At 59.4% G+C, this 23,142-nt stretch carries 21 protein-coding genes; 7 read left to right on the top strand and 14 right to left on the bottom strand.

Annotated elements, in window-relative coordinates:
* Nucleotides 1–14: 14 nt before the first annotated feature.
* The 8 genes from radA to rpsF all read right to left on the bottom strand — a co-directional run bounded on the left by radA (nt 15) and on the right by rpsF (nt 8,469).
* Nucleotides 15–1,415, bottom strand: coding sequence for a DNA repair protein RadA (gene radA, locus HQ945_RS02110; protein WP_113281940.1), 1,401 nt, complete (start codon nt 1,413–1,415; stop codon nt 15–17).
* Nucleotides 1,415–2,581 (bottom strand): alanine racemase, encoded by a 1,167-nt coding sequence (gene alr / locus HQ945_RS02105; RefSeq protein ID WP_174207615.1) that lies wholly within the window; start codon nt 2,579–2,581, stop codon nt 1,415–1,417. The genes radA and alr overlap by 1 nt, the downstream gene beginning before the upstream one ends.
* Before the next feature lie 4 nt (nt 2,582–2,585).
* A complete protein-coding gene (locus HQ945_RS02100; RefSeq protein WP_027229807.1) occupies nt 2,586–4,079 on the bottom strand; it encodes a replicative DNA helicase in 1,494 nt (497 codons plus the stop codon).
* A gap of 367 nt (nt 4,080–4,446) precedes the next feature.
* Nucleotides 4,447–5,727, bottom strand: coding sequence for a cyclopropane fatty acid synthase (locus HQ945_RS02095; protein ID WP_027229806.1), 1,281 nt, complete (start codon nt 5,725–5,727; stop codon nt 4,447–4,449).
* Nucleotides 5,728–6,094: 367 nt separating this feature from the next.
* Nucleotides 6,095–6,664 (bottom strand): 50S ribosomal protein L9, encoded by a 570-nt coding sequence (rplI, locus tag HQ945_RS02090; protein ID WP_091919068.1) that lies wholly within the window; start codon nt 6,662–6,664, stop codon nt 6,095–6,097.
* A gap of 19 nt (nt 6,665–6,683) precedes the next feature.
* Nucleotides 6,684–7,652: a DUF2232 domain-containing protein gene (locus tag HQ945_RS02085; RefSeq protein ID WP_174207614.1), complete on the bottom strand. Its 969-nt coding sequence runs from the start codon at nt 7,650–7,652 to the stop codon at nt 6,684–6,686.
* 140 nt (nt 7,653–7,792) lie between these two features.
* Complete coding sequence (rpsR, locus tag HQ945_RS02080; protein WP_174207613.1) at nt 7,793–8,041, bottom strand: 30S ribosomal protein S18; 249 nt, start codon at nt 8,039–8,041, stop codon at nt 7,793–7,795.
* On the bottom strand, nt 8,041–8,469 hold the full coding sequence (rpsF, locus tag HQ945_RS02075) for a 30S ribosomal protein S6 (RefSeq protein ID WP_027229802.1): 429 nt from the start codon (nt 8,467–8,469) through the stop codon (nt 8,041–8,043). Before rpsF ends, rpsR begins: the two co-directional genes overlap by 1 nt.
* A gap of 459 nt (nt 8,470–8,928) precedes the next feature.
* On the opposite strand from rpsF, the gene fabD reads away from it, so the two are divergent.
* The 7 genes from fabD to gmk all read left to right on the top strand — a co-directional run bounded on the left by fabD (nt 8,929) and on the right by gmk (nt 15,362).
* Complete coding sequence (gene fabD / locus HQ945_RS02070; protein WP_113281937.1) at nt 8,929–9,873, top strand: ACP S-malonyltransferase; 945 nt, start codon at nt 8,929–8,931, stop codon at nt 9,871–9,873.
* A 17-nt stretch (nt 9,874–9,890) separates the two neighbouring features.
* Complete coding sequence (fabG, locus tag HQ945_RS02065; RefSeq protein WP_113281936.1) at nt 9,891–10,628, top strand: 3-oxoacyl-[acyl-carrier-protein] reductase; 738 nt, start codon at nt 9,891–9,893, stop codon at nt 10,626–10,628.
* Nucleotides 10,629–10,886: 258 nt separating this feature from the next.
* Nucleotides 10,887–11,123: an acyl carrier protein gene (locus HQ945_RS02060; RefSeq protein WP_008128530.1), complete on the top strand. Its 237-nt coding sequence runs from the start codon at nt 10,887–10,889 to the stop codon at nt 11,121–11,123.
* 110 nt (nt 11,124–11,233) lie between these two features.
* Entirely contained in the window at nt 11,234–12,496 is a 1,263-nt protein-coding gene (fabF, locus tag HQ945_RS02055) for a beta-ketoacyl-ACP synthase II (RefSeq protein ID WP_027229799.1), read from the top strand.
* 91 nt (nt 12,497–12,587) lie between these two features.
* Complete coding sequence (gene mltG, locus HQ945_RS02050) at nt 12,588–13,790, top strand: endolytic transglycosylase MltG (protein ID WP_036813190.1); 1,203 nt, start codon at nt 12,588–12,590, stop codon at nt 13,788–13,790.
* Between the two features lie 40 nt (nt 13,791–13,830).
* Nucleotides 13,831–14,718 (top strand): YicC/YloC family endoribonuclease, encoded by an 888-nt coding sequence (locus tag HQ945_RS02045; protein ID WP_113281935.1) that lies wholly within the window; start codon nt 13,831–13,833, stop codon nt 14,716–14,718.
* A 2-nt stretch (nt 14,719–14,720) separates the two neighbouring features.
* Nucleotides 14,721–15,362, top strand: a complete 642-nt coding sequence (gene gmk / locus HQ945_RS02040; protein WP_113281934.1) for a guanylate kinase — start codon at nt 14,721–14,723, stop codon at nt 15,360–15,362.
* On the opposite strand, the gene rsmA is transcribed toward gmk, so the two are convergent.
* The 6 genes from rsmA to HQ945_RS02010 all read right to left on the bottom strand — a co-directional run bounded on the left by rsmA (nt 15,359) and on the right by HQ945_RS02010 (nt 22,953).
* Nucleotides 15,359–16,180, bottom strand: a complete 822-nt coding sequence (gene rsmA, locus HQ945_RS02035; RefSeq protein WP_113281933.1) for a 16S rRNA (adenine(1518)-N(6)/adenine(1519)-N(6))-dimethyltransferase RsmA — start codon at nt 16,178–16,180, stop codon at nt 15,359–15,361. The two genes, gmk and rsmA, sit on opposite strands and share 4 nt — an antisense overlap.
* Complete coding sequence (gene pdxA, locus HQ945_RS02030; RefSeq protein ID WP_174207612.1) at nt 16,177–17,202, bottom strand: 4-hydroxythreonine-4-phosphate dehydrogenase PdxA; 1,026 nt, start codon at nt 17,200–17,202, stop codon at nt 16,177–16,179. Before pdxA ends, rsmA begins: the two co-directional genes overlap by 4 nt.
* Nucleotides 17,203–17,217: 15 nt before the next feature.
* The gene (locus HQ945_RS02025) at nt 17,218–18,171 is read right to left on the bottom strand and encodes a peptidylprolyl isomerase (protein ID WP_113281931.1); all 954 of its coding nucleotides are present in this window, start codon (nt 18,169–18,171) and stop codon (nt 17,218–17,220) included.
* A gap of 132 nt (nt 18,172–18,303) precedes the next feature.
* Nucleotides 18,304–20,664 carry an LPS-assembly protein LptD gene (locus tag HQ945_RS02020; protein ID WP_027229794.1) on the bottom strand — a complete coding sequence of 787 codons (2,361 nt, stop codon included), beginning with the start codon at nt 20,662–20,664 and terminating at the stop codon, nt 18,304–18,306.
* A 1-nt stretch (nt 20,665) separates the two neighbouring features.
* Entirely contained in the window at nt 20,666–21,754 is a 1,089-nt protein-coding gene (gene lptG / locus HQ945_RS02015) for an LPS export ABC transporter permease LptG (protein WP_113281930.1), read from the bottom strand.
* The gene (locus HQ945_RS02010) at nt 21,751–22,953 is read right to left on the bottom strand and encodes an LptF/LptG family permease (RefSeq protein WP_036813177.1); all 1,203 of its coding nucleotides are present in this window, start codon (nt 22,951–22,953) and stop codon (nt 21,751–21,753) included. Before HQ945_RS02010 ends, lptG begins: the two co-directional genes overlap by 4 nt.
* Nucleotides 22,954–23,142 lie beyond the last annotated feature (189 nt).

The raw sequence follows: 23,142 nt of genomic DNA, 5'->3' as shown, positions 1-23,142 counted from the left end.
ATGGCCCCATCCGGTCAGTCTGCGCGTTGTTTCTTGCCTGGTCCCGAAGCCGCGATCCGGGCCACAAGGTCCGGCAACGAAGCCGTTTCGGTCAGAGCGGCATTGCCGTTCTTGGCAACATCGTTGCTTCCCTTGGGAAGAACCGCCTGCTTGAAGCCAAGCTTATCTGCTTCTTTCAGTCTCTGTACAGCATGTGCAACCGGGCGCACGGCGCCCGATAGGCTGACTTCGCCGAAATAGACGCAATCGGCCGGAAGGGCAATACCGGCGATAGAGGAAACCAGCGCAGAGGCGACGGCGAGATCAGCGGCCGGTTCAGTAATGCGATAACCGCCGGCGACGTTCAGATAAACGTCGTGCTGGCCGAACCGAACGCCGCAATGGGCTTCGAGCACGGCGAGAATCATCGACAGGCGGTTGCCGTCCCATCCGACGACCGCGCGCCGCGGTGTTCCGAGCGTCGACGGCGCAACCAGCGCCTGGATCTCGACGAGGATCGGGCGCGTGCCCTCCATGCCTGCAAACACTGCTGCGCCCGGGGATTTTTCGTTGCGCTCGCCGAGAAAAAGCTCGGATGGGTTCGCAACTTCGCGCAAGCCGCGGTCGGACATTTCGAAGACGCCGATCTCGTCAGTGGGTCCGAAGCGGTTCTTCACCGTGCGCAGGATGCGGTAGTGATGGCCACCTTCGCCCTCGAAATAGAGCACGGCATCGACCATATGCTCGACGACGCGCGGACCGGCAATCTGGCCTTCCTTGGTGACATGGCCGACGAGAACGACGGCGGCGCCGGTCTGCTTGGCATAGCGGATCATCGCCTGTGCGCCGGCGCGTACCTGCGTCACCGTGCCGGGCGCCGAATCGGCCGCGTCCGTCCAAAGGGTCTGGATCGAGTCGATGATGATGAGGTCGGGGCGCTTCGAATCGGCGATAGTCGCCAGAATGTCCTCGACATTGGTCTCGGCCGCTAGCTGCACATCGGTGTCCGCAGCGTCGAGGCGCTGCGCGCGCAACCTGATCTGCGCCACCGCCTCCTCGCCCGAGACGTAGACCACGCGGTTTCCACGCCGCGCCAGCGCTGCTGCCGCCTGTGTCAGCAATGTGGACTTGCCGATACCGGGATCGCCGCCGACGAGAATGGCGGAACCGCGTACAAATCCGCCCCCGGTCACCCGGTCAAGTTCGCCGATCCCGGATCGGATACGCGGCGCATCCTCAATTTCGCCAGAAAGGCTGGTGAGGGCGACGGCTCGGCCCTTGCGGGCCGAAAGGCGTCCCGGGCCGCTCCCGATCCCGCCGGAGGTGCCTTCCTCGACCAGCGTGTTCCACTCACCGCACTCGTCGCACTTCCCCGCCCAGCGTGAATGCACTGCGCCGCAGTTCTGGCAGATGAATTGAACCCGGGCCTTCGCCATCAGCTGCGCTTTCCCGAATAAAGATAGCGGCGGTGATAGCGATTGCCGAGGCTGGTAAGCATCTCATAGCCAATGGTGCCGGCGGCGCGTGCGGCCTCATCGAGCGCAATGTTGGCGCCGATCAGTTCGATGAAGTCCCCGGGCTTTGCCGCCTCCTCGGGAAGATCCGTCACGTCGAACGAGGTAAGATCCATGGTTACGCGGCCGATCACCGGCACTTTCTGGCCGGCGATGAACCCTTCGCCGCCCTTGGCGACAGTGTTGCGTAGCGGCACGCCGCTTCCCGAAGCCGAGCGGAGGTAGCCATCGGCGTAGCCGACCGAGCAGATCGCAATCCGCGTATCGCGCTCGAGCGTCGCCGTGGCGCCGTAACCGACCGTCTCCCCCTTGCGGCCGTTACGGATTTGTACGATGCGCGCCTTCACCGTCACCACGGGACGCATCGGATTGGCAACGCCGGACAGCGGTTCGCCGCCATACATGGCAACGCCCGGGCGACTCAAATCGAAGCCCGTATGCAAGGTATGAAAGACGCCGGGCGAGTTGGCGATACTTGACTGAATGCCTTTGAAAGCGGCTCGAAGCTTTTGAAATGATTCAAATTGCTTGGCCGTCAAGGCGTGGGCTGTGTCGTCGGCCGTCGCAAGATGGGTAATCAGGAGCACCGGGGCGGGTGCGCCGGGCCTTGCGGCATATGCCAGCGCCTCGTCAACCGTCAGCCCGAGGCGGTTCATACCGGTATCTACATTCAAGGCGAATGGCAGCGGCTCGGGACGACCGGAATTTGCGCGCTCCCAAAGCTCGATTTCGTGGGGCGATCCGAGAACCGGGATGAGGTCAGATTGCTCGTAGGCGGGAAATGCGCCCTCGAAAAATCCGTTGAGGACGAACACGCGCGCATCCGGCGCAACGGCTTTGACCCGCAAACCTTCTTCTGCAAGCGCGACGAAAAAGCTGCGGCAGCCAGCCTGCCAGAGGGCGGGCACGACATGCACGATCCCGAGCCCATAAGCGTCGGCCTTGACCACGGCCGATGTTTCGGCTGGCTTCGATTTCTCCGCGAGCAGCTGCCAGTTGGCAATGAGAGCATCGAGGTCGATGGTCAGGCGTCCACCGGCCAGCCGCGGGTCGGCGCCGGTCGTGGTCACATTGGTCTTGTTGTTCAAATCATCACTCGAATCGTTCTGGAAGATGCGAATCCTCGGCAAGATCGGTGAACCGCGTGAACTCTGACTGGAACGCAAGCCTCACGGTTCCCGTCGGGCCGTGGCGCTGTTTGGCGATGATGACTTCCGCCTTGCCTGAAGCCTCGTTGAGATCGGCCTGCCACTTGAAATGCTCTTCCGTCCCTACTTTCGGCTCCTTGTTCTTGATATAGTACTCATCGCGATAAACGAAAAGCACGACGTCGGCGTCCTGCTCGATCGAGCCGGATTCGCGCAAGTCCGAAAGCTGCGGGTGCTTGTCTTCACGGCTTTCCACCTGGCGGGAAAGCTGGGAGAGGGCTATGATCGGCGTGTTCAGTTCCTTGCCGAGTGCCTTCAGGCCGGTTGTGATCTCGGTGATTTCCTGAACGCGGTTTTCCGAGGCGCGCTTGGAAGAGCCCTGCATCAGCTGAATATAGTCGATGACGAGAACGTCGAGCCCGCGCTGCCGCTTGAGCCGCCGTGCCCTTGCGGCAAGCTGGGCGATCGAGATACCGCCGGTCTGGTCGATATAGAGCGGCACGCGTTGCATATGCTGCGAGCAGGCGACCAGCTTTTCGAAATCGGCCTCGCTGATTTCGCCTCGGCGGATTTTCGAGGAGCTGATCTCCGACTGCTCGGAAATAATACGCGTCGCCAGCTGTTCCGACGACATTTCGAGCGAAAAGAAGCCGACGACGCCGCCATTCTTGGCCTTGAAGCTGCCATCCGCCTGCTGTTCCGGCTCATAGGCCGCAGCGATGTTGAACGCGATATTGGTCGCAAGCGAGGTCTTGCCCATGCCGGGACGCCCGGCGAGTACGATAAGGTCGGAAGGCTGCAGCCCGCCCATGCGCGCATCGAGTGCGCGTATGCCGGTGGAGATGCCGGAGAGGTGGCCGTCGCGCATGAAGGCGGCATTGGCCATGTCGACCGCGGACTTCACCGCGTCGGTAAAGGTCTGGAACCCGCCATCGTACCGGCCGGTTTCGGCAAGCTCGAACAGCCGCCGCTCAGCGTCCTCGATCTGGCCTTGCGGTGCGACATCGACGGGAGCGTCATAGGCGATATTGACCATGTCCTCGCCGATGGTGATCAGCGCGCGGCGGGTCGCAAGATCGTAGATGGCGCGACCATAATCCTCGGCATTGATGATTGTCACCGCTTCGGCCGCGAGACGGGCGAGATATTGCATGACCGTCATGTCGCCGACCTTCTCGTCGGCCGGCACGAAGGTCTTCAGCGTCACCGGATTAGCCATCTTGCCCATCCGGATCATGTCGGATGAGATCTCGAAAATCTTGCGGTGCAAAGGTTCGTTGAAATGGGTCGGCTTCAGGAAATCGGAAACGCGGTAGAACGCATCATTGTTGACCAGGATGGCACCCAGAAGGGCCTGCTCTGCCTCGATATTATTGGGAGCCTCCCTGTAGAAGGCGTCGCGCGCCTCATTGATCTTGCGTACCGTTGCTTCAGCCATTTCGCTTTTTCCTGTTATCCCTTCACTATGGCCACCGGTCATTTGACCGCGCAATGCGGGGTCGAAACATACATTTCAATCCACAACAAAAGCAGACTCGGATTGTTTGAAGCTTGACTCAGAGAGGCAGATTCGGGGCGCGATTCGCCCTCCTGAATCTACACCCGGCGTAGGAAATTGTGCAAATGCAGGCGGCAATAAGCTGTGCGACCGCTGGCCACTCCGCACAGTTAAAGTGAGACCAGCACTGATTCTTTCGTGGGGAGTGGATCCTCGGGACGGACCGACGATAACGGCAGTTCAGGCTCGCCAATGGTCTTGGTGGCATTCCGGGCGCAAGATGATGGCGAAGGGGAAGAGGGGCGGCCTAGCGCCCCGCTACCGACTCCTTCGTATTGACCTGGCTGTTGGCGGAACTGCGCTCGCATTCGAGACGCCTCAGCCGCTTTTCTGCCTCGAATATATAGTCGCGGGTCAGCGGCACGGCCTCCTGTTGATGCGCCAGTTGGATCTGGAACACGACGAGGTTCTGCCAGCGGAAAGCCGCTTCCGAGGCGGCGAGATAGAATTCCCACATCCGGCAGAAGCGTTCGTCGTAGATCGCCTTGGCCTGTTCGCGATTTTCCATGAAGCGCTCGCGCCAGATACGCAGCGTCTCGGCGTAGTGGAGACGCAATATCTCGATATCGGTGACGACAAGGCCTGCCTTCTCGATATGCGGGACGACTTCCGACAGGGCCGGGATATAGCCGCCTGGGAAGATGTATTTCTGGATGAACGCATTCGTGTAGGACGGACCGTCCGAACGGCCGATGGAATGCAGGAGGAACACGCCATCCTTTTTCAGAAGTCGGGCCGTGTGCTGGAAATACTCGGCGAAATGGCCGACGCCCACGTGCTCGAACATGCCGACGGAAACGATCCGGTCGAAACCGTCCTCCAGCGTGCGATAGTCGCGCAGATCAAAGCGCGCGCGCGCCGAGAGGCCCTCGTCGAAGGCGCGCTTGTTGGCGACGCCATGCTGCTCCTGCGAAAGCGTGACGCCGGTAACGTCTGCTTCGAGATATTTGGCAAGGTAAAGCCCGAGGCCACCCCAGCCGCAGCCGATATCGAGCACCTTCTGGCCCTTCCTGGCGAGAAGCTTTGCGGAAATATGGCGCTTTTTCGCGAGCTGCGCCTCTTCGAGGGTCGCGTCAGGGCGCTCGAAATAGGCGCAGGAGTACTGCATGTCGCTGTCGAGGAAGAGACGATAAAGGTCTCCCGAAAGGTCGTAGTGCCGCTGCACATTGTTCGATGCGCGGGTCAGCGTGTTCATCTGGTGCAGTCTGCGCGTGGCGCGGCGGATGCCTTCGATTGCCAGCATCCAGGGTTCCCGGGCGACCGTTGCCCCGGTATTCTCGAATATGATCTTGAGGACATCGTAGATATTGCCGTCAAGAACGTCGATTTCGCCGTTCATATAGGCTTCGGCAAAGTGCAGCGACGGGTCGAACGCGATTTTCCGCTCTGCGGCGGCGCTGTTGATGCGAAAGGCGATCGGTTCGCCCGTTCCATCGCCAAACGTCCGGGATTTGCCCGAGGCGTCCGTTATTACAAGGGTACCAGTGTGGATCAGACGTGATAGTGCAGCCTTTAGAATGGCATTCATGAACAATCTCCATCATTGACGATAGAGCTCGGCCATCAGAGCAAAGGATGTCCAAAAGGTATGTCTTCTTGGGCGGAAACCCGGCGTTCCGGGCAGATTCGGAATAAATTCTGCGGGCTTTGGCTCGACCGATGCGATCGGTCTAGCCGGACCCTTTGACCGTATCCCGAATTTCCTCCGGCAGAATGGTGCCATTTGGATATCCTTTGCTCTAGAAGACTCAACCTTGAGTCTAGGTCGGGCATGGGTAGGACAAGTAAATCTACTCAATTTTTTCATTCTGAAAAGCAAAAAAACACCCGGCATCTCTGCCGGGTGTTTTGTGCGACTCAAGTAAAGCAGTTACCTGATGGTAACCGAAGTACTATCAGGCGTTTTCTTCGCCTTCTTCGTCCTCGTCGAAGAATTCGTCCGAAAGCGGTGCTTCTTCAATTCCGTAGATCGCCTGAGCCGAGGTAAGGTCTTCGCCCTTTACCTGACGCTCGGCTTCGTCGGCCGTGCGGGCGATGTTGATCGTGACCGATGCCTCAACTTCCGGATGCAGGGCGAGAACGACCTTGTGGAGGCCGATCGTCTTGATAGGCAGGTTGAGTTCAACCTGGTTGCGGTTGAGCGAGAAGCCTTCGGCCGTGATCAGGTCGGCGATATCGCGCGTCGATACCGAACCGTAAAGCTGACCGGTCTCGCCGGCCGAGCGGATGGCGACGAAGGTCTTGCCGTTGAGCTTGTCGGCAATTGCCTGGGCTTCGGACTTGCGCTCGAGGTTGCGGGCTTCGAGCTGGGCGCGCTGGCCCTCGAACTTCTTCTTGTTGGCTTCGTTTGCACGAAGAGCCTTGCCCTGCGGCAGGAGGAAGTTGCGGGCAAAGCCGTCCTTTACCTTGACGGTGTCGCCCATCTGGCCGAGGCGGCTGATACGTTCGAGAAGAATGACTTCCATTTTGAGTTTCCTTTCAAGTTCAATTGTCGTTGTTGGGTGTTGTATTCGCAGCCTTCGAAACCGGCGCGCTGCGCGATGTGTCGAACAGACCGGCGAGAAGGAAGAAGAAAAGCACGAAGACGAAGAGCATCACGGCGAAGTAGGCGAACCATAGCGCCACAGGACGCCACGCGGCTCCGCGTGTCCGTGCGTGAAGCATGGCAAAGCCGGCCATGATGAAGCAGGCACCAAGGGCGCCGGCAAAGGCGGTCGCGGCATAGACGATACCGCCCGGAAGGAAGCACGCGGCACAGGCAATGGCAAAGACGGCGAGCGCCGGGCGGGGCATGCGCAGGGCGCGCGGCCAGTCATCCCTCGGACGGCGCAGTTTGCCCGACGCTGCGGTGAGTCGCAGGGCAAGGTAGAGATTGGCGACGATGATCATCACCCAGACGGCCGGCTGCATGGCCGGCAGGACGCGCACGACGAACAGCGCCATGTCCTGAACGGCTTCCGCATTGGCGGCAAGTTCTGGATTGCTCGCGGCAAGCTGCTGTCCAAGCGACGCGGCAAGCTGCGCGGCAAAATCATCGCCGAAGCCGATCATCACCCCGATGGCGACGAAACTTGCGCCGACGATCAGCGCGAGGCGAAGCAGCATGTCGGCGATCGGGTACCAGACATAGGTATCCTTTGGGCCGCCGATCTCTTCGGCAGGACGTGCAAGGCCAATGAAGTAGGAAGCTGCCGCGGCGGGCAGCGCCGTGATAAGCACGACGACGATGGCGGCCGTCGGTGCGGCAAGCACCGAAACGGCAACGGCCATGGAGAGGGCGGCAATGAAGCCCGCGCCGGTGCCCCAGCCGAGGGCGGCAACGAAAATCGGAAGCGGGGAAAAGAGCAGGAGCGCCATGGCGAGCGTCGACTGCGTGATGACGCCGACCGAGAGCAGCGCGGCTGCGAGCCCCGCCATTACTCCAACGCCAATATCTTTTGCAGTCAGTTTCATTTCGCTCGCTGTCCTGCTTCTTGAGCAGTTAGAGGCGGTTCTTCGACCAGAGCCTCAACTTGGGTTTTTTGTTCGCCAGGCCCGCGCCCATCGCGGATGGCAAGGAAGGCGGCGGCTGGGCTGCCGCCTTCGGTCTTGTCTTATTTCACAACGTAGGGCAGGAGGCCGAGGAAACGTGCGCGCTTGACCGCCTGGGCGAGTTCGCGCTGCTTCTTCTGGCTGACAGCCGTGATACGGGAAGGAACGATCTTGCCACGCTCGGAAATGTAGCGCGACAGGAGCTTGATGTCCTTGTAGTCGATCTTCGGCGCATTCGCACCCGAGAACGGGCAGGTCTTGCGGCGGCGATGGAAGGGACGGCGGGTCGGGATCTGATTGATATCAACCATTATTCTGCTCCTTCACCGGCTTCGTTGTCACGCGGACGACGCGGACGGCGCGGACGATCGTCGTCGCGGCCACCGAACTTGTTGTCGTCACGGTCACGGCGATCGTCGCGACGTGCGAGCATGGCCGACTGGCCTTCCTCGTGTTCGTCGACGCGGATCGTCATGAAGCGCAGGACGTCTTCATTGATGCGCTGCTGGCGCTCGAGTTCGGCAACAGCCGCTGCCGGAGCAGTGATGTTGAGAAGCGAGTAATACGCCTTGCGGTTCTTGTTGATACGATAGGTGAGGGCACGCAGTCCCCAGCTTTCGATACGCCCGACTGATCCGCCATTGGTCTCGATGATGCCCTTGTACTGTTCTACAAGCGCATCGACCTGCTGCTGCGAAATGTCCTGTCGGGCAAGGAACACATGTTCATAAAGAGCCATTGTCTTTGCCTTTCTTCGTTAATATTGCCCGGTATCAACGGTAAACCTCTGCGAATCTCTCTGCCGGAGGACCGGGGAAGAAAGGACGCTGATGGAGACGATCGAGAGCGGAGACACGGGAGGCTGAAGCTTTAAGCTTCGACGGATGCTTGATCCGGCCCTCCGTTCAGCCCCCAGCTGACGCCGAGCAATGAACGGGCGGCTTATACGGGCAAAAGGTCAAAGAAGCAACCCGCCCGTCCGAGAATATTCGATGCAGCGGGATCAGACGATTGAAAGCCGATTGAGGCCTCAGATTTCGCGCGAGCTTGCCCAAATACAGCCGTCGCAGTCAATATAACAATTGGTTCAATACTGTGGGCTTGCCGGCCGCTGCAGCATCAAAGCTTGACTTCGCGCTTGCCGATAGGCACATCGCGCGTCAGATTGACAAGCGAGCGAACGATTGGAGGCCCTTCCATGTCCATAGCATTTACCTTCCCGGGGCAGGGAAGCCAGGCCGTCGGCATGGGCAAGGCGCTGGCGGACAACTTCGCTGAAGCGCGTGCGGTGTTCGACGAGGTGGATGAAGCCCTTGGCGAGAAGCTCTCGGCAATCATCTGGGAAGGCCCGGAAGAGACCCTGACCCTGACAGCCAATGCCCAGCCGGCGCTGATGGCGGTTTCCATTGCCGTCCTGCGCGTCCTTGAGGCAAAGGGTGTTTCGCTGAAGGACAAGGTCGCCTGCGTTGCCGGGCATTCGCTCGGCGAATATTCGGCACTTTGCGCGGCCGGCACGTTCTCGCTCGCCGACACGGCCCGGCTTCTGCGTATTCGCGGCAATGCCATGCAGAAGGCCGTTCCCGCCGGCGAGGGCGCTATGGCAGCCATCATCGGGCTGGAGCACGCCGATGTCGAAGCCGTTTGCAAGGAGGCGTCTGCCGGGGGACCAGTACAGATCGCCAACGACAATGGCGGCGGCCAGCTGGTGATTTCCGGGGCGAAGGCCCCTGTCGAGGCGGCGGCGGCGCTGGCAACGGCGAAGGGCGCAAAACGCGCTATCATGCTGCCCGTATCCGCGCCCTTCCATTCGGCACTGATGGCGCCGGCGGCGGAGGCCATGCGCGAAGCGCTCGCCGCTGTGCGCATGCAGGATCCGATCGTGCCGCTCATTGCCAATGTGCGCGCAGCGCCTGTCACATCCGCCGATGAAATCGCCCGGCTGCTGGTCGAGCAGGTCACCGGCCAGGTGCGCTGGCGCGAAACCGTCGAGTGGTTCGGCGCAAATGGCGTGACGACGCTCTATGAGATCGGTGCCGGCAAAGTACTGTCCGGACTTGCCCGCCGTATCAACAAGGACATTTCCGGGGTCGCCATCGGTACGCCGGAAGACATCGATGCGGCAGTCGCCGCGCTCAACGCCTGAGACAAGAGGGACATACCATGTTTGATCTGACCGGCCGCAAGGCGCTCGTGACGGGCGCGACAGGGGGCATTGGCGAGGCGATCGCGCGGATGCTGCACGCACAGGGCGCCACAGTCGGCCTGCATGGCACCCGAGTCGAGAAACTGGAATCCCTGGCCAGCGAATTCAGCGACCGCGTCAAGCTTTTCCCGGCCAACCTTTCGAGCCGCGAAGAGGTCAAGGCGCTCGGCGAGAAGGCGGAAGCGGACCTCGAAGGGGTCGACATCCTCGTTAATAATGCCGGCATCACCAAGGACGGACTTTTCGTTCGCATGAGCGATGCCGATTGGGACAGCGTGCTCGAGGTCAATCTGACGGCAGTCTTCCGGCTGACACGCGAGCTAACGCATCCGATGATGCGCCGCCGCTATGGCCGCATCATCAACATCACTTCCGTCGTCGGCGTAACCGGCAATCCGGGCCAGACCAACTATGTTGCGTCAAAAGCCGGCCTTATCGGCTTTACGAAGTCGCTGGCGCAAGAGATCGCCAGCCGCAACGTGACGGTCAATTGCGTCGCGCCCGGTTTCATCGAATCGGCCATGACCGACAAGCTCAACGACAAGCAGAAGGAAAGCATCATGGCCGCCATCCCGATGCGCCGCATGGGAACCGGTGCCGAGGTTGCTTCGTCGGTTGCCTACCTTGCCAGCAGCGAGGCCGCATACGTCACCGGCCAGACCATTCACGTCAACGGCGGCATGGCAATGATTTGAGCCTGTTAGTGCAGGTATCGGTGGGTATTGGGTCCAATCCCATTTATGAGATTGAGGCAACGAATAAAGCGTGATAAGTCGCGCACCAGTTTGGGCAGTCAAACCGATTTGATGTCCTTTCAAATTCCGCAAGGAAAGAGCCGCATGGGTGGGTGTTTTGGCTGCCGAACAGGGTAAAACAACCATCTTATTGCTTGATTAGAGTCATCCGTGCCGCTAACCAAGGCATAGGAAAAAACAAACAGGTTGAGGTTCCACATGAGTGATACTGCAGAACGCGTCAAGAAAATCGTCATTGAACATCTGGGCGTTGATGCCGAGAAAGTCACCGATGGTGCGAGCTTCATCGACGATCTGGGCGCCGACAGCCTTGATACTGTCGAGCTCGTGATGGCCTTTGAAGAAGAATTCGGCGTCGAAATTCCCGATGATGCTGCTGAGACGATTCTGACAGTCGGCGATGCGGTCAAGTTCATCGACAAGGCACAGGCCTGATTTTCGTTCGGCTCGCCACCGCGTGGATGGTGATGTAAGGTGTTCTGCCTTCCTCGTTCATGCGTGGAGCCGGAAATAATCATGTTGCATATGACATTGAAGGATCGGCCATGAGGCGCGTTGTCATAACCGGCCTTGGGCTGGTGTCTCCTCTCGCATCCGGTGTTGAAGCCACCTGGTCTCGTTTGCTCGCAGGCCAAAGTGGTGCCCGGCGCGTGACGGAATTCGAAGTTGATGATCTGCCCTGCAAGATCGCTTGCCGCATTCCGGTAGGCGACGGCACCGACGGGACGTTCAATCCGGATGAATGGATGGAGCCCAAGGAGCAGCGCAAGGTCGATCCATTCATCATCTACGCCGTGGCGGCCGCCGATCAGGCGCTTGCCGATGCCAAATGGGCGCCGGAGAGCGATGAAGACCAGATTCGCACCGGCGTGCTGATCGGATCGGGCATTGGCGGTCTCGAGGGTATCGTCGAGGCTGGGTATACGCTGCGGGACAGAGGTCCCCGGCGCATTTCGCCATTTTTCATTCCGGGCCGCTTGATCAATCTCGCCTCCGGGCACGTTTCGATCAAGCACAAGCTGCGCGGGCCGAACCATTCGGTCGTCACCGCCTGTTCGACCGGCGCGCATGCGATCGGCGATGCCTCGCGTCTGATTGCCTTTGGCGATGCCGACGTGATGGTTGCCGGCGGTACGGAATCACCGGTCAGCCGCATTTCGCTTGCCGGCTTTGCTGCATGCAAGGCGTTGTCGACGGCGCGCAACGATGATCCGACGGCTGCTTCGCGGCCCTATGACGAGGACCGCGATGGCTTCGTCATGGGCGAGGGCGCTGGTGTTGTCGTCCTTGAAGAGCTCGAACATGCCCTGGCACGCGGTGCAAAGATTTACGCTGAAGTGATCGGCTACGGTCTTTCTGGCGATGCCTATCACATCACCGCCCCGTCAGAGGATGGCGAAGGTGCGCAGCGCTGCATGGAAATGGCCCTGAAGCGCGCTGGTATAACGCCTGACGATATCGATTACATCAACTCGCACGGTACCTCGACCATGGCCGACACCATCGAACTCGGTGCGGTAGAGCGCGTTGTCGGCGATGCTGCATCGAAAATTTCCATGTCTTCGACGAAGTCGTCGATCGGCCACCTTCTCGGCGCGGCAGGTTCCACCGAGGCTGTGTTCTGCGTCCTCGCCATTCGTGACAATATCGCGCCTGCCACCATCAATCTCGACAATCCGTCGAAGGAAACCAAGATCGATCTCGTCCCGCACAAGCCGCGCGAACGCAAGATCGATATCGCCCTGTCCAATTCCTTCGGTTTCGGCGGCACGAACGCTTCGCTCGTATTGCGGCGTTATCAACAGTGATGCGAGCATGGCGGGAGCGCTCATTCGCGCTTTCGCCATATTCGCAATCGATTCTACCGGCTCTAGAGCAGAGGATATCCGAGGTGCTTGAGTGAGCTCAGATCAACAGTCTGGAGACGCGAACGCCGGCAGTGCGCCGGCGCGCAAACCGATCGTGCCGCAATCGGCGTCGGAAGCTTTGCGTCCTGAGCCGGGTACGCCCCCGCCTGCGCCGAAGAAGCGTTCGCGGCGCGCCCGCAGCCAGATCGTCGTTTTCGCGAATTTTCTGTTCTCGCTGGTTGTGCTGGTGGTGTTGGCCGCCGCCGCTGCGGTGTACTTCGGCAAAATCGCCTTCAACGAGGCGGGGCCTACCGAAGTTACAACCAATTACGTGGTGAAGAGCGGTACAGGTTTTGCCGAGATTGCCGACGGGCTTGAGCGCCGGGGCATCATTTCCGATGCGCGCGTGTTTAAATATGCAGTGCGCGCCTACGGCTTTCAGAACGATATGAAGGCCGGCGAATATGAAATCAAGGCCGGGGCGTCGATGCACGAGATCATGGATCTTCTGCGCAGCGGCAAGTCCGTGCTTCATTCGCTGACAATTCCCGAAGGACTGACGGTCGAGCAGATTTTCGAGCGCATTCAGGAGGACGATGTTCTCACTGGTGATCTGCCCGCAGTTTTGCCGGCGGAAGGTTCGCTCTTTGCCAATACGATGCGCTTCTCACGCGGCACGACGCGCGAGGAACTCGTCAAGAAGATGCAGGCCGACCAGAAGAAGCTTGTCGACGACATCTGGGAGCGCCGCGACCCCAGCGTTCCGCTGAAGACCATCGATGAATTCGTCACGCTTGCCTCAATCGTCGAGAAAGAGACCGGCAAGGCGGATGAGCGTCCGCGCGTCGCCGCTGTCTTCATCAACCGCCTCAACAAGAAAATGCGGCTCCAGTCTGATCCGACGATCCTCTACGGGTTGTTCGGCGGCAAGGGCAAGCCGACGGATCGGCCTATCCTGAAATCGGACCTCGAAAAGCCGACACCCTATAACACCTATACGGTGAACGGGCTGCCGCCTGGGCCGATTGCCAATCCCGGGCGCGATGCGCTGGAGGCCGTTGCCCATCCATCGCAGACCAACGAGCTTTATTTCGTTGCCGACGGGACCGGCGGTCATGTGTTTGCTGCGACGCTTGAAGAACATAATGATAATGTGAAGCGCTGGCGCGAGGTCGAGAAGAATCGCCTGGATGAGGCTGCCAAGGCGGCGACAGGAGACAAGAACGCCGCACCGGACGTCGATAGCGGCAACTAAACGGACGAGCCCGCGTTGAAGCCGGGCTCGAGGGGGCACAATGTCACTGCAAAGCATGACGGGGTTTGCCCGGCACCTTCGCAATATGGCCGGCGCACAGATTTCCTGGGAGATCAAATCGGTCAACGGCAAGGGCCTCGACGTGCGGTTTCGACTGCCGTCAGGGCTTGAAGCAATCGAACTGAAGGCGCGCAATTTCGTCGCGCAGCATTTCAAGCGTGGCAACTTCCAGGCGACGCTGACCGTGGATCGCACAGCCAATATCGGTCGCGCCATCGTCAACGAGCCACTCCTCAAGGAGTTGGCTTCCATCGCCGCACATCTTCGCGAGGAGTACGGCCTCGCGCCGTCGACGCCGGAGGGCCTGATGGCATTGCGCGGCGTACTGGACGTGCCGCAGGAGGTGGTCTTGCCGGGCGACCAGAGCGAACTCGAACACGCGGTCCTGGCTGTGCTTGACGAAACGCTCATCGAACTCGCGCATAATCGTCAGGCCGAAGGCAAGGCGCTCGGCGAGATATTGCGGGTGCAGATCACGACGATCGAGATGCTTGTGCAACAGGCGCGGCTTGATCCGAGCCGCTCGCCAGAAGCCATTCGTGCCCGTCTCGCCGCTCAGGTCGCCCTTCTTCTTGATGCGGCGCCTGCTCTCGATGAGGCGCGCCTGCACATGGAAGCGGCCTTCCTCGCCACCAAGGCGGATATCCAAGAGGAACTCGACCGGCTGGAGATGCATGTGGCATCGGCGCGCGCGCTTCTGAAAGAAGGCAATGGCGTTGGCCGCAAGCTCGATTTCCTTACGCAGGAATTCAATCGCGAGTCCAATACGCTCTGTTCGAAGGCCAATGCGGCATCGATCACGACAATTGGGCTTGACCTGAAGGCCGTTGTGGATCAATTGCGCGAGCAAATTCAGAATTTGGAGTAATCATGTTCAACAGCATCAAGCGACGCGGTCTCATGCTGGTCCTGTCGTCCCCGTCCGGCGCAGGAAAATCAACGCTCGCCCGGTTGTTGCTCAATGATACCGGATTGAAGCTCTCGCTTTCGATCAGCGTGACAACGCGCCCGCGCCGCGCCAGCGAGATCGAAGGCGTGCACTACCACTTCATCTCGGTTCGTGAATTTGAACGCCTGCGCGACAGCGACGCGCTGATCGAATGGGCCGAAGTGCATGGCAATTTCTACGGAACGCCGCGTGAGGCTGCTGAAAATGCTCTCGCCGATGGTCGGGACATGCTTTTCGACATCGACTGGCAGGGCGCGTTGCAGCTCCAGGAAAAGATGAAGGGCGACATTGTCAGTATCTTCATCCTGCCGCCCTCGATGGCGCACCTCAAGCAGCGCCTGCATCGCCGCGCCGAAGACACCGAGGAAGTCATCGATATGCGCCTGCGCAATGCGCGCAACGAAATCGAGCGCTGGCGTTCCTACGACTATGTCGTGGTCAACGAGGATCTCGACGAAGCATTTCACCAGGTACAGTCGATCGTCACGGCCGAACGGCTGCGGCGTGACCGCTGCCCGGGCCTCTTCGATTTTGTCAGCGGCCTGCTGGAAGAAAAGCTCTAGAGAGCGTTTGCGAGCGCGACGAATTCCTCGATCGAGAGCGTTTCCGCGCGCCGGGTCGGGTCGATCCCGACCTTCTGAAGCAATGCCTCGCCGCCGAGCGGCTTGATGCTCTGCCGCAGCATTTTTCGTCGCTGGCCGAAAGCTGCCTGGGTCACACGCCCGAGTGTCGCAGCATCGCACGCGAGTGGCGACTGGCGCGGGACGAGGTGCACGACCGATGAAGTCACCTTGGGCGGCGGAGTAAACGCCTGCGGCGGCACATCGAAGGTGATTTTTGCGTCGGTCCGCCAGCCTGCGAGAACGCCGAGCCTCCCATAGGCGTCGGAACCCGGCCTCGCGACAATCCGTTCGGCCACTTCACGCTGGAACATCAGCGTCAGCGATGCGTAGAACGGCGGCCAAGGCTCGCTGAGGAGCCAGCCTATCAGCAATTGCGTGCCGACATTGTAAGGCAGGTTGGCAACGATCTTGACCTCGCTGCCATTGGCCAACTGCGTGAAGTCGACTTCCAGCGCATCGCCGGGAATGACCTTGAGCGCACCCGGATAGTGGTCGGCTATTTCCTGAAGGGCAGCAAGGCAGCGTTCATCGCGCTCGATGGCGATGACGTTGGCGCCTTGCGCGAGCAGGGCGCGCGTCAATCCTCCAGGACCAGGCCCGACCTCGATGACGGTTTGTCCCGCGAGATCACCCGCTTGCCGCGCAATCTTCGCTGTCAGATTGAGATCAAACAGAAAGTTCTGCCCGAGCGATTTCTTCGCCATCAGGCCATGCCGTTCGATGACCTCTCGCAGCGGCGGCAGGCTGTCGATACTCATGCGGCAGGGCGTTTCAATTGGGCGCGCTTGGCGTGAAGCTCGCCGGCCAGCCGAAGCGCGGCGATGAGGCTGTCGGGCTTGGCTTTTCCCGTGCCGGCTATGTCGAATGCGGTGCCGTGGTCCGGCGAGGTACGGACAAATGGTAAGCCGAGGGTTACGTTAACGCTGTCATCGAAGCCGAGCGTTTTTACCGGAATGAGCGCCTGATCGTGATACATGCAGATGGCTGCGTCATATTGGGTGCGCGCCGCGGCGTGGAACATGGTGTCAGCCGGAAGCGGTCCACGCGCGTCGATACCCTCGGCGCGCAGCGTCTCGACGGCTGGACGAACAATCGTTTCGTCTTCCATGCCCATGCTGCCGTGTTCGCCGGCGTGCGGGTTGAGCCCGGCAATGGCGAGGCGCGGATGAGCGATACCGAACTGCTCTTTCAGGGCGAGGGCGGTGATGCGGGAAACCGTGAGAATTGTCGCTGCATCCAGGACCGTCGCCACTTTGTTCAGCGCAATGTGGATGGTGACTGGCACCGCGCGAAGTTCGGGACCCGCCAGCATCATGACAGGCGTGAACTTATGGCCGAGATATTCGCCGGCAAGATGCGCAAGAAACTCGGTGTGCCCGGGATATTTGAATCCTGCTTCGTAGAGCGGCTTCTTGGCGATGGGGCAGGTGACGACCGCATGGGCGTCACCTGCCAACGTGAGCGCAACCGCGCGCTCTATTGCCTCAATCGTCGCGGCAGCATTCGCGACCAGCGGCACACCCGGCCTGTCGATCTGCGGGTGCTGCAACGGTATGACCGGCAGCGCCCGGTCGAAAACTCCTGCCGCAGCTTTAGGGTTTGTCGGCTCAACCGGAACATCCAGCCTCAACCGCAATGCCCGCAAGCGAACGAAGTCCGGATCGGCGAGGAGGAAGAAGGCAGGGATTTGCATTTCCTGGCGCAATTGCCACGCGGCAATGGCTATGTCGGGGCCAATGCCCGACGGATCACCGGAACTAACGGCGAGGGCAGCATTCATGCGCGTGCAATCCGATCATTCGTTGACGATTTTCGCCTTGCTGCGCAGTTCTTCGATGTATTTCTTATCGACGGCTTCGGCGGTCGCATCCTTCTTGCCGTCGCCAGTGGCCGCAGCATCCTCCTGTGAGAACACCATGCGGGCAACGCGGTCGTCCGACACCTGGCGCGAGGCGCAGACACCAAGGAATTCAACTCCCTTACCAGTATCGAGTGTCGTTGTCGCCTGGCCGACCGGCGTCGAGATGACCTGCTTCGACCATTCCGGCGGCAGTTCCTGTTCGATGAACTTGCCGAGATCGAGCACCGTCACGTCGAGTGTGCCCTTGGCGATCTCACGCGTGTTTTCGCAGCCGTTGAAGCGGGCGCGGAGGGCGTTGGCTTCCGCCCGCCGTTTCGCGAGTATGCCGCGATTATTCGCCGGCACAACAAAGATGACTTGCTGCAACTTGTACTCGGTAGAGACCGGTTTCTTGCCGCCATCCTTCAACATGCGTTGGACGGCTTCCTGTTCCGATACGCGAACGCCGCCCTGGGATTTGTTGCGTGTGGAAAGCGCGCGGCCCCAGCTCATTTGAATGCGGATATATTCCTTGAAGTGAGTGGAAGTGACGCCAGACTTATCGAGAATAGTATTGAGCTGATCGAGCGACATCTTGTTGTTGGTGGCAAACCGCGCATAAGCGTCGTTCACTTCACCGTCCGAAACAAGAAGATTGAGCCGCTTCAGTTCCTGGCGCTTGAGCGCTTCGGTTGTCAATTCGTCCCGGGCTTCCTGGTTGAGGTTGCCCTTTTTCTTCTGCAGTTTGAGGAATGCGGCCCGCTTGGTGATGTCGTAATCGGTGATCGGAGTACCGTTGACGATGACCTTGACCTCGCTCGCCGCGGCAGGCAGTGCCATTCCGCCCAGGAGCGTAGAGGTCAAAGCGGTAGCAATAAGTGCTACAAGTAGATGTTTCCTCGCCATCATGTTCCACTATATCCGATCATAGGCCATTCTTGACGAATGGATGGTAGTCTTATGGGTTCTCGTGACACTCTATTGTCGCTCTAGTAAGGCAAAAGCATGACTGGCTGCAAGTACAGCCCGTCATGCGAGCGATCAGATACCGCCGATATCAACCGGCTTGCCGAATTCCCACAACGTCCGGAACGAAATATTGAAGCCGAACTTCGTCGTTTCGTCGCCCTTATCACCCGTCGAGGTGATCGGTTGTTCCTGCTGGTAGTACATCATGTAGGTGAAGCACTCGTCGTCATAGGCGAGGGCCGCCGTACGCTTGACCAGCGCTTCATGGAAGATGTCGTACGTGCCGGATCCGAGAACCCGCCAGTTCGGTGTCATCTTCAACGATCCGCCGACGGTTGCCTCATGCCTGTCGTCAGTGAAGCCATAGGTCGGCTGCGCGTCGATGAAAGCATACTTGACGAAGAGCGAGCCGTATTTACCCGTTTCGGTGCTGGCAACTTCAGCGCGCCGAACTGCAAAGGAGTCCTTGTCGAAACGGCCGCCGGTTGTCAACGTGAAGCCACCGCGATTGGCGCCGATCATTGCCACATAGTCGGAGCGCGCCGAATCAAGCCCGGATTCGGCACCAGCATTGACGAAATCGGGCCCGGCAAAGGAATTCAGGCCACCGAGCTGGAAGGATTGGCCGGCGATACCGTTGAGCGACCAGCCATTGTTGAACGTGCCGGAATAACGGAAACCGAGATTGGCGCGCGTGCCGCCTTCGATGCGGTCATAACCGGAATATTTGTCGCGGTCGAAAAGGCTGGAGGCGTCGAAGACGAAGCTCTGCGCGTCTTCGTTCGGCATCTCGCCATTATAGGGCTCGTCATTGCGCACGAAGAGCTGCGCAGTGGGCTCGAGAATATGCGTCGAACTCGTCGTGGAGAAGAGTATCGGCCATTTGGTTTCCATGCCGGCTGTCGCCATGCCCCGGAAGGCCTCGGATCGGGTCACGCCGATCGAGTCGGAATCGACGTACATGCCATCAGCGCGCAAAGCGAGAATTGGGGTGATCACCAGACCGTTATCGGCGATGAATGTGCGTTTCCATTCAGCTTCGCCAGTAATGCGGCCGTCATTGCCCTCGATACCGGAGAGATAACCGGCACGGTTCAAGCCGATGGGCGTGGTGCCGTCCTCTTCATCGCGATGCAGATTCTGCAAATTCACGTCGAAACTAAGTTCGCCGCCGGCCACTGATTGTGGCAGGTAATAGGCATAGTCGACGACTGGCAGGACGTATGGCTGCTTCGGCTGCGAGGAACCATTCGGCGTTCCGTCGGGGTTCTGATCCGGAATGCTTTCCTGGACGTGGAAGCGATAGAGCCGCGCATCAAAATAGTTACGATCGTTAAGTCCAGTCAGATAAATCTGGTCGGTGATGTTGTAACCCGAATAGCCTTCGATGCCATAGCGGTACGCGAACGACTTGTCCGACTGGGCCATGAGATTCCAGCCGTAGGACCAGCGTGGATTGATCTGGAACGCGCCCGTCGACCCGATCATGCCGCGATTCGTTTTTTGATCTTCGGGCTCGCTGTCGGAGAATGTACCTGGATCCTGCTGGCTGATGCCGGCGAGCCTTAACGTATAGGCGCCGTTGGCCAGCCTGTGCCGCCACTCAACATCGCCCAGAAAGCCCTGCTTGGTATAGTAGGTGCCAGTCGTCGTCAGGTCGTAGTTCGGCGCCAGAGCCCAGAAATAGGGAACAGAAATGCCCGAGCCAAGCTCGGTTTCATGCTGGTAACTCGGCATGAGGAAGCCGCTCTTGCGCTTCACGGTCGGGTCGGCAATTTCGAATGATGGCAGATAGGCCAGGGGCATGCCGAACATTTCGAAGCGGCCGCGCTCGAAGCGGATGGTTTTCTTCTTACCGTTCCATACGATCTTCTGGGCGCGAACCTGCCAGATCGGCGCACGATCGGGCTTGGCGCGGCACGGTTCGCACGCCGTATAGATACCATTGTTGAAGACGGTCAGCTCGCCGCCGATACGTTCGGCGCTCTCTGCCGCAAATCGGGTATTGTCGGCTGCTTCAACGCGCAAGGCATTGACGAAGCCTTCGCGGAAATCGTCGGTAACGTCGAGATTTTCGGCATAGATGCGATTGCCGTCTTTTTCGACGAGTTCGACCTTGCCCATCGCCTTGAGACGCCCAGTCTTCTGGTCATAGGTAACCTGACGCGCAACAAGCCTGTTGCCGTCATAATCGATCTGTACACCGCCGACTGCGGAAATGGTCTTGGCGTTGATGTCATAGACGAGTTCGTCCGATTCCAGCAGAAGCTGGGCATTCGGGTTGGTCTGGACATTTGCGGTAAGCGCATCAGCGCCGCCCATCTGGGCATAGGCTGGGAGTGAAATCCCGCCCGCAAGGCATAGAACCGCCGTCCCGCACGCCAGCCGTGCGAACCACGTCGGCAACACCGAGCGCGTTACATTCAATCCCACTCTAACCATCCTCCTTGTGCAACAGAAAGGAGACCCCAAAAAATGTTGCAATCAGCACGGGTGTCCATGCGGCGACGAAAGGCGGGACGAATCCTGCGTTCCCGAATGCCTTGACCACAACAGTGACGACATAAAGCACGAAGCCTGCGAGGACGCCACCCAGAATCATCGTCCCCGATTGTCCGAAACGAACAAATTTCAACGAAACGGTTGCAGCGATTAAAGTCATCGCCATCAGAAGAGCCGGCAAAGCCAGCAAAGACTGGAAATGCATGTCAAAAGCGTTGGCCGGATAGCCAAATGAGCGGGCTGCGGCAATTTTGTTACGCAGCTCAAAAAAAGGAATGGTCTCGGGCCGAGCGAGGCTTTCTTCAACGAATTCAGGGCGAAGATGCGTCGGGATCCGAACCTCGTCCTGCGCGACAGGGGTCGAGCCGAGGACGAATTTGGTAACGTCGGCGAGCTTCCAGTAGCCCTCTTCAAGGTCGGCTACCTTGGCGTCGAGCCGCTCGAGAATGTCCTGATTCTTGTCGAGCCTGATGAAGGTCGCATCGACCAGGCGCAACCCACGATTGACCACTGACTTTGCACCGATAATGGTCTCGCCATCTTCGGTCTTTTGCCGCAGCCAGGGCACCCGATCGGCCTGCACGTCATTGGCCTTGCCGGCACGCCAGTTTGCCGTGATCTGCTCGCTGCGGTCGAAGCCCCAGGCGGCGAGGGGGTTGACGACCAAAATAGCGACGAGGCCGAACAGGAGTGCGCCGGTGCAGGCGGGCAGGAGGAACTGCCAGGCGGAAACGCCGACCGAACGCGCGACGACCAACTCATATTTGCGATTGAGCGAAATCAGCGTCGCCATTGCCGAGAACAAGGCGAGGAAGGGAAACACCTGCTGCATGATGTAGGGAACGCGCATCACCGACAGGCCAAAGGCTTGGATTGCCGAATAGTCGGGGAGCGACGAGAGCTTGCCCGAGAGTTCGGTGAAGTCGAGAATCAGCGCCAGTGCGAAACTGCCGAGAAGGAAATACATCGTGATCTGCACATAGCGCAGGAAGAAGTAGCGCCCGAGGGTCCAGCCGATCATGAGCGTCCTCCGCGTCCGCGACGGAAGAGCCTTGCGCCGGCTCCGGCAAACGCGGTCTGCGGCGTCGCAAAGGCATCGCGAACCCAGTTGCTCCACTTTACCGGGACGCCGATCTGGCGGTTGGTAACAAGTGCATAGGTCGCCAGCAAGGCCGCGCCGATCGGGAACGCAAAGAGCAGGGGCAGTACCGAGGCATTCTTGTCGCTGCTCTGCCCGGCGGAATAGCCGAGCCAGAACACGATCAGACTAAGGGTGATCGCCGTAAACGATGCCGATACCCGGGCTTCGCGGTGCGAGCGCGAATCCGCCGCGGCCGCGAGCGAGATCAACGCAAAAACAATGGGATACATCCAGTCTGTCAGGCGCTTGTACAGTTCCGACTGGTAGCGCAGCGGGTTCTGCTGGAAATATTTGTCGTTGGGATCCGGGCTCAGCAGATAGGTCAGTGGCCGGTCCTTCGGAAACAGGGTGACATTGTCGTCGTCCGCCGGCAGCATTGCTGCAAGGTCAAGCGCGTAGGTGTTGAACTTGATGATTGAGACATTGCCCGTCTGGACGTCGCGGCGATCGATTTCGCCATCTTTCATGATCAAAAGGTTCTGCTCGCCCGTATCGAATACAAGACCGTCCTTGGCGTAGTAGATGAGGTCGGTCGTCTTGTCGCGCGAATCGGAGACGAAAAGCCCCTTTATCGCACCATTCGCGTCGCGGTTTTCGATTTGCAGATAAAGGTCCGTGTCGATCTCCTTGAACGTGCCCTGTTGCACGACGAGGTTGATGACGTCGGAGCGCGCTTCGGCAACCATCTGCCGCATGTTCATCGATGAGTAGGGGACGATGAAATTGTTGATGAGGAAAGACGCTGCCGAAATGACGACCGCAAACAGCAAAACGGGGCGGATGACGGCGGAGCGTGGCGCACCGGCGGCATTGATGACGACGAGTTCCGAATCCTGATTCATGGTCGAGAGCGTCTGCGCCACCGCGATCACGAGTGCGAACGGCATCACGATCGGAAATGCTGCCGGCAGCAGGTTCGAGCTGAATTTCAGGATATAGAGAAAACTTTGGCCGCTGGTGGTGAGGAAGTTGATGCGGTTCAGAACCTGAACGATCCATGTGATCCCGACCGCCGACAGCAGGACGGAAAAAAACATGACGACGATCCGTCGCAAGATATATATCTCAATCAGGCGCATGTCATGTTTCGCAAAAGAGTACCGCCACTTTGTTCGACCGACCGGCGACAAAACACCGGTTGCTTAATCCATGCCATGAACTCCATGGCATTATTTTTGCCGCACTATGGGACGAACCCGTTACATGTTCAATAAACCCGACATATGTTCACTCTAGTCAGGCTTGGCTAAAAATAGGCGAAGAAAGCT

Origin of the sequence: Phyllobacterium pellucidum (assembly GCF_013327855.1) — a bacterium.
Taxonomy (GTDB): domain Bacteria; phylum Pseudomonadota; class Alphaproteobacteria; order Rhizobiales; family Rhizobiaceae; genus Phyllobacterium; species Phyllobacterium pellucidum.
The sequence above is the reverse complement of the archived record's forward strand: the minus strand, read 5'-3'. Positions and strand labels throughout refer to the sequence as shown.